Genomic DNA, 6,049 nt, shown 5'->3' on the forward strand with positions numbered 1-6,049 from the left:
TTACGCGCAAGAGAAAAACAATGGACATCAGCCGGAGCCTTGAAAATGCTGGAATCAGCAGTCTGCGGAGTGTCCATCAGATCAACCGAAAGAGTGGACAGGTCGACCGTCTGTGTGTCCATCTTTCACCGCAGGTTTCGCATGGTCGGAAGCCCGATAAAGCCGGGTGTCCGACCATGCCAGAGCGTGTCAAACCATCGCGCGTCAAGGGTTCACTTCGCCGGGCTTCGCCCGCCCTTGACCCATTCAGCGGTGTCATAGAACCACGATCGTTTGATGGGTCACTACGCCGGGTGACCCGTAGCGGGAACCTTCGCGAGCACCAGGTCGACGCAGATGAAGCAGCCCAAGTGCCCGTTTCGAGCGAAAACGCCCGCCCCGATCTAGCGCGGGTGCAGGGGCAGGACGCTACCGCCTCGTAGCGCGGCCAGTTCCTTGCGCAGGCTGAACACCTGACGCAGCAGTGCGAGCTCACGAGCCAGTGACTCGTCAAGTTGTGCCTGCAGATCCTTCGCGTCGCCTTTCGCCCGGTCCAGACGCTCGGCCAGTTCGAGCTTCGGGCGCCCGGCTACCGCGTTGGCTGCATCGATCGCGTCAATCAGTGCTGTGAACTGCGGGCGTGACTTCTTGATGCTGCCCTTCTTGCGGCCCGCCTCGATCGCCACGGTGTCGTTGTTGATACGCACTCCTTTTCGTTTCTTCAGCCGCTCAAGGGCGGCGTAGTAGTCGGTCATGGCGTCGCTCATGTTGCCTCCGGTTTGATCAGTTTCTCCTGCGCGTCAAGCAGTCGTTGCAGCGTCTGTGCCTCGATACGGTATTCGACGCTTGTCTCATCAACTGCGCGCAGCTTCCCGACCGTAGCCTGCTGCGCCTTGATCACTCGCTGAAGCTTCGACGGCACGACGATGAGATTACGGCAGTTCGATTCAAGACAATCCAGACGCATCCAGTCGAGCGGTGTCGACCTGCAGGGCTCGACGCTGGCGCAGCCGCCCAGCACCGTCTCGCGATATGCGAGTTCACCCTTCTCGAACTTTCTGATCGTTTGCTCGCGCGAGTAGACCGACACAGGCGAGGCCTGCACGGCACGGCTCTGCGTCCACGCTGCGTGCCCGCCGAACAGCCGCTCGTCAGCGAACAGCACCTGCTCGGCGTACGCGAGATACCCGGACAGGCCCTGCGTCTCGGCCCATTCCTTCGCGAAGTGGCGCTTGTCGGTGTCGATGAAACCCTTCGCGAACGCCGAGCCGCGCGCATAGTAGGTGCTCATCTCGTGCGTGAGGTGCTGCAGCTGACGTTTGAGCGTAGGTAGCGTCACGAGGCCGCTCCGATGGGCGTAGAGGGCTAGGCTCCGGCGAAGCTGGTGGCGGGTGAACGGCCACTGCTGCCCGAGCGCGTACTTCGGCTCGTCTTCCCACGCGCGGTGCATGTCGACACGCTTCAGCTCGGCGATGTCCTCGAATGTGATCGTCGGAAAGACGCGCTCACGAAAGGCTTCGATATAGTTAGCTACTTTACTTGCCGCCCGGTTTGCCACGTATCCATGACGCGGGCCTATCGGCAGACCCATCCGGCAGAACAGCAGGTGCGAACCGTCCGTCGATTCGGCGTAGCCTTGCGCGCCGTGCGCACGGTGCGCCTCGCCCGACAGGCGTTGCGCGAGCCTGATAGCGCGGGCAGCGAGCGGGCTGGTCACCCAGCACGCGCGCCTGGGACGACCGCCCGACAGTTTGGTCGTGACGCCCTCGATGGTGTAGTGCGTCACGCCATCCAGACGGGACTCGCTCAGGCAGTTGTAGGGCAGGGTCTCTGCTTCTGCCGCGCGCATGCCGGTGAACGACAGGATGACAAGCTGACATAGCGCGGTGATCGACGCCACAAGCGACGACCCGACGTAACGGGGGTCCTCGCACCTGAAGTGCGTGGCAGTACTTACCAGTTCTGAAGGGACACCAGGCCTCTCGCCAGCGTATACGCGTGCGAGGTGGTCCGACAGAACATCAGCGACGTCTTCAGCGATGCCGAGGTCATGCTGACAGGTCGACAGGAAGTGCTGGTAGATCCGCGTCGGGATGGCAGGGTATTGCGAGTATCCAGCGTGTTGCGCCCAGCGTTTAAGCAGAGGCTTATGTAATTGGACCAGCGGTACGCGCAGCCCTGTGGTCTCGACGCCCAGACGGTGAAGCTTCACCAGAATCGAATGAAGGCGTTGGGCCTTCGACTCCATTCCGGCTTGCGCCGCATAGTCCAGAACAACGGCGACATTGGACAGGCCCTCGTAGAGCGTAAGTTGACGTGCGGCGGCAAAGAACGTGAACTCCCTCAGGTTGATTGAACGAGCCTGAAGCGTGCCGGACGCCGGTACCATATCGGTCGCTTCGTGCATCAGAAAGTACATGACCTGCTTCCATTGACGCGTGGTTGCTTCTGAAAGCGCGCGACTCACGCCGTCAGGCAAGTGGCTCCTAAAATAGAGATGCGTGCTGCGTGGCCCAACCGCGTACGCACGGATGTCCCAGGTATCGTCACCAAACAGCGAAACAGTGTTCCCGGACGTGTCGCGCGTGACGACCGTATCGTCCTCGACCCGATACCAGTCGGGCCGCTTAGCGGTCGGCGCGATCAGTGTGTTGTTCATGCCACTCCCAATTCGTAAAGCTGGTCGAGCTTGGCCGACCAGAAAGCGTCCAGATTCCCCTCAATATCAACGTCATGCTCGATCTGTTCGACCAGCGCGGCATCCCGCCTGCGCAGTTCGTCGAGCAGGAAGTCAACGCGTCGCAGCACCGCACCGAACGATCTGTCGTACTGCTCGATCGAGTCAGCACGCCCGCACACGAGTCTGACGCAGTGACGGCAGCTCAGCAGCTTGCGGATGTCGGTCGCGTCAGCGTGCACGCGGTACTGGTCGCAGAAGAGACACCCTTCGGTCGAGCGGCAGTCAGGCTGTACCGTGACCGAAGCCGCGATCGGCGCAGGCTTGTGGAATCCGATGCAGATGCCCACTGCGCTCCCGATGCTGCCCGCCGGGTCGTTGCCTGGCCCCAGCACGGTCTTCTCGACCGAAGCGAGGAACGCCCCCATCTCAGCCTTGTGCGCGGCATCCGTGCCGTTCGAGTACGAGCGCAGCGCCGTCTCCAGCGAGTGCCCCATCAGCCTGGCTGCGATGACGGGGCCGTGGTTGCTCACCGCCCAATCCTGCTTCGCCGCACGCCACTGACGCGCGCCAATGCGCGGCAGCACGATCCCGAGCGTGTCGAGTCGACGGTAAAGCCGCTCCAGGAATTTGGTTGAGAGACCCGTTAGCCGCCGCAGCTGTGCATGATGCCCGACGACGACGAACAACGCGTCCCACTCTGCGTCCTGCACCAGATACTCGCGCAACGCCAGATACGCCCTGAGCTTCGGCATGAAGCCCAGCGAGACGGTGAACGTAATCTCCTTCCCGCCTGCCCGGTACTTGACCTGACGAAACTTCTGACGCGCAACCGACGCATCCTGCAGGCTCGTGGCAAGCTCCGGACTCCACTTCATGGCTAGCAGTTGCGCGAGGTTGATGCCCGTTTCGGCAAGAAACAGCGCGGCGAAGCAAGAGGCCGCTATCGAAGCGTGCGAGCGTCGGATTGACGACTGCGCGTCCGCGTTCGCCGCCGCAAGATGTTTAGCTGTCAGTCCGGCGATCCTCCTCGAACTCTCATGCGGAGTATTAGCCCCTGTTTCGGCCATGCGCTTCGTGATGTCTTCGCGAGTACGTGGCTCTCCTGTCTCCAGATTCCAGCCGATCAGGCCGCGCGAGTCGTCGCCGTCGCTACGGCCGTAGATGTGCGGAACGAGGCAAAGATGCTCACCTCGCACCGTGGTCACGCGCACGGGGTACGGTTTGAAGTCGAGCACCAGCGTGCTGATGCTGCTGAAGAGCGCGTCGGCCCACGCGAGCAGGGCGGCCTGTGCCTCGGCGTCAGGCACAGCCGTCGGCACCCAGGCATCCTGTTGGTGGCGCAGCACCCTCGCGTCGGCGCAGAAGTCGTCGCTTCGGAAGAACTCACGTAGCATCGACAACAGACTGCGCTGATAGTGGGCGACGGAATTGCGGTTCAGGTTGCCTAGCGAGACCTGTTCGCGCCTCTCACGGAAGTACCGATGAACCGCCTCTGCGGTGGCCTTCTCGTCACAGAGCACCTGATGCAAGCCCTGGCTGTCGGCCCAGTTGACGAAATCAAGCACGACGCGCAAATCCATGAAGATCGTCACCGGACGCCTCGCGCCAAGTGTCATACGCCCGGAAAGCTGCGTCACCAGCAGACGTACTACCCCGGCGCGTTCGCTGCTGAAACTCGTATGGTCGAAAGTACGTCGTGTGCGCTGCGGGCTCGACGTGTCGCGCGTCAGGTAGCAGATCTGGCCGATATCGGAACGGCTGTTCACGCCTTCCCACCGGAGCAGCGCGCGCTCCGGGTGCAGCAGTATTGTGCCCTCCGCAAGCGGCATGCGAACTTCCTCGTACAGGCGGTTCATGCTGCCTCCACAGTGTCGAGGGTGCGCGTGACCAGCGTCGACAGGTGCGCTCCCCAGCCGTCCTGTACAGCGTCGAACAGCTTGCGGTTCTCCCTGAAGCCGAGGTACGCCTCGCTTGTAGATGGGCGGACGTGCCACATCAACTGCCGCAACTGATCGAGCGCCCGGGTGTACTTCGTCCCCTTCGCCGTCATCGCGTCGACCATGTTCAGCCCGAAAGTCGCGCGCAGGTCGTGGAAACTGAACTCGTACCTGGGGTTGTCGAGCCGCACACGCATCATGGGCAACAGTTCGTCCCGGATGAACTGGCGCACGGCCTGCCCGGTCTTGACGTGACGGCGCACGCGCGGGCCAGAGGTGAGCGGGTCGCGCGACGCGCGATCCTCGTAGAGCGGCGCACCGCGATGGCTCAGAAAGAGCGCCTGGTCGAAGTGATCGCCGCCATCTGCCATCTGGCGGCGCTTGCGCGCACGATTGCTGTGCACGTAGATGTACAGCCGCTCATAGAAACCGCGCGGAACGTGCAACACGCCCTTAACACCGCCCTTCGTGTCGATGCCGGTACCTGGCCCGCAGGCGAGACGGATGTCGTCGCCGTGAAACCCGTCAGGCTTGCGCATCACGTGTTTCGCACGCACGGTCAGTACCGTCTGGATGCGGGCGCCTGTCAACAGCGCGAACAGATGAACGAGCGTCATCTCGATGTTGCCGAGTGTGGCTAACGATTCAAGCAGCGCCGACTGCTCGGCAGAGGGGAGCGGGCGCAGGCGACCACCGTCCTGGATGTGATCGTCCCACGGGTCTTCTGCGCGCCGGCCACTGATCGACAGGTCCGTGGTCTTGACTTCGATCACGCTGCTGAAGCCCTTCTGGTCCTTGAACTCAATGAAACGATCAGATTCGACCCACGGCGCGTTCGTGGGTCGAAAGCCTGCTTCGGTCATCATCCAGCGATAAAAGCGCACCACGGTGCCCATACGACGCCTGGCAACGCCCGGAGACAGCTCGCCGGCCTGCACGGCCAGCTTGATCGAGCCGCTATATCGGTAGGTCGGACGTTGCCGCTTGTTCACAGGGAAGACGAGCCAGTCGATACCCTCGTCATCCAGATAACGACGGAACGCTACCAGGTCGTCAGCGATGCTGGCGAACGTCAGCATGTTCGGCGACGACTTCGACTCGATCATATCGATGAGCCAGAGGTTCGCCTCAGCCCACGGCGCGCCGTCAGCAAGTCGGACAACGGGAAAGAGAGGAAAGGTGCCAGCGATCCACTTCGGGCGGGTGTCGCGTCGCTTGCCGGTGTCGGGGTCTGCGAGCGGGACCGTGTGATAGATGGTGCCGCCCTCGGGAGTGGTGATACTGACCGGCGTCGCGCCGGGTGTGTCGCGGTCAACGACCTCGGTCAACGGCAGTTGCCGGATGGTCGTTCGTCTTGCTGTCATCGTGCAGATCCTCTGCTGTGTTTGTGCGGGTGTCCGCTTTAACACAGCCTGCGAGTATTAGAGAATCGTTACCGACTTGCGCATAAGGC

General features: G+C 62.3%; 4 protein-coding genes. All 4 read right to left on the reverse strand.

Annotation, left to right across the window (positions count from 1 at the left end):
- Window positions 1-383: 383 nt before the first annotated feature.
- Genes KHO23_RS34695 through KHO23_RS34710 form a run of 4 tightly spaced genes read right to left on the reverse strand, consistent with a single transcriptional unit; the run spans window position 384 to window position 5,960 of the window.
- The gene (locus KHO23_RS34695; protein WP_092582950.1) at window positions 384-746 is read right to left on the reverse strand and encodes a hypothetical protein; all 363 of its coding nucleotides are present in this window, start codon (window positions 744-746) and stop codon (window positions 384-386) included.
- Window positions 743-2,638, reverse strand: coding sequence for an integrase (locus KHO23_RS34700; RefSeq protein WP_211617520.1), 1,896 nt, complete (start codon window positions 2,636-2,638; stop codon window positions 743-745). Before KHO23_RS34700 ends, KHO23_RS34695 begins: the two co-directional genes overlap by 4 nt.
- Window positions 2,635-4,515, reverse strand: a complete 1,881-nt coding sequence (locus KHO23_RS34705) for an integrase (RefSeq protein WP_211617521.1) — start codon at window positions 4,513-4,515, stop codon at window positions 2,635-2,637. The genes KHO23_RS34700 and KHO23_RS34705 overlap by 4 nt, the downstream gene beginning before the upstream one ends.
- Window positions 4,512-5,960: a site-specific integrase gene (locus tag KHO23_RS34710; protein ID WP_211617522.1), complete on the reverse strand. Its 1,449-nt coding sequence runs from the start codon at window positions 5,958-5,960 to the stop codon at window positions 4,512-4,514. The genes KHO23_RS34705 and KHO23_RS34710 overlap by 4 nt, the downstream gene beginning before the upstream one ends.
- Window positions 5,961-6,049: the final 89 nt, after the last annotated feature.

Source organism: Paraburkholderia haematera (assembly GCF_905220975.1).
Classification (GTDB): domain Bacteria; phylum Pseudomonadota; class Gammaproteobacteria; order Burkholderiales; family Burkholderiaceae; genus Paraburkholderia; species Paraburkholderia haematera.

What these genes read in the sequence shown, in the direction of transcription:
- KHO23_RS34705 (WP_211617521.1), bottom strand. Translation starts at nt 4,515, where the DNA reads ATGAACCGCCTGTACGAGGAAGTTCGCATGCCGCTTGCGGAGGGCACA.
- KHO23_RS34695 (WP_092582950.1), bottom strand. Translation starts at nt 746, where the DNA reads ATGAGCGACGCCATGACCGACTACTACGCCGCCCTTGAGCGGCTGAAG.
- KHO23_RS34710 (WP_211617522.1), bottom strand. Translation starts at nt 5,960, where the DNA reads ATGACAGCAAGACGAACGACCATCCGGCAACTGCCGTTGACCGAGGTC.
- KHO23_RS34700 (WP_211617520.1), bottom strand. Translation starts at nt 2,638, where the DNA reads ATGAACAACACACTGATCGCGCCGACCGCTAAGCGGCCCGACTGGTAT.